We start from the raw sequence: 885 nt of genomic DNA, 5'->3' as shown, positions 1-885 counted from the left end.
TCGGTCTGGGTACCGCAGTCGTGGACGGGGTTCTGCATCGGCTCGTGGGCGAAAAGCGCATCACCCAAGGTGAATTCCGGCCCGACGCGACGGGTTCCGAGTGGTGCGACACCGAGGTGCTGCGCCGGTTGCGGCGACGGTCGCTCGCGGCGGCCCGGCACGATGTCGAGCCCGTCAGCACCTCCACCCTCGGCCGGTTCCTGCCCGACTGGCACCATCTCGGGCACGGCCCGGGCGGCACTGCGCTCTACGGCCTGGACGGTGTCGCCGCGGTGACCGAGCAGCTCGCCGGTGTCCCGGTGCCCGCGAGCGCACTCGAACCACTGATTCTCGCGCCGCGTGTGCGCGACTACTCGCCCGCGTTGCTCGACGAGCTGATGTCGAACGGTGAGGTGCTGTGGTCGGGAGCGGGGTCGATCTCGGGCAAGGACGGCTGGGTGTCACTGCACCCGGTGGACGCCGCGCCCCTCACCCTCGCGCCACCCACCGAGATCGAAATGTCCGGCATCCACCGCGCGATCCTGGACGCGCTCGCCGGAGGCGGAGCGTTCTTCTTCCGGCAGCTCACCGACGCGGTGTGTGCACTGGAGTCGTCGGCGACGGACAGCACTACCGCGTCGGCGTTGTGGGACCTGGTGTGGAGCGGGCACATCGCCGGCGACACCCTGGCTCCCCTTCGCGCCCTCATCGGCGACACTTCCCGGGCGACGCCCGCCCATCGCGCCCCGCGCCGGGCACCCCGCGCACGCATGTACCGGGCACCCCGGCCGCTCCTGCCCACACGCACCGGCCCGCCTACGGTGAGCGGACGCTGGGCGCTGCTGCCGGAGCGGGAGACCGATGCGACGATCCGCGCGCACGCCACCGCGGAACTGCTTCTCGACC

1 protein-coding gene is annotated in these 885 nt (G+C 72.1%); it reads left to right on the top strand.

The genetic code is table 11. The annotated features are described in order from the left end of the window. Positions 1 to 885: Lhr family ATP-dependent helicase (locus tag Q8814_RS26295; RefSeq protein WP_456239125.1), on the top strand; the 885-nt coding region annotated here is incomplete at both ends.

Origin of the sequence: Rhodococcus chondri (genome assembly GCF_036327435.1) — a bacterium.
GTDB lineage: Bacteria > Actinomycetota > Actinomycetes > Mycobacteriales > Mycobacteriaceae > Rhodococcus > Rhodococcus chondri.
Note: the sequence above shows the minus strand (reverse complement) of the source record. Positions and strands in the feature narration are given on the sequence as shown.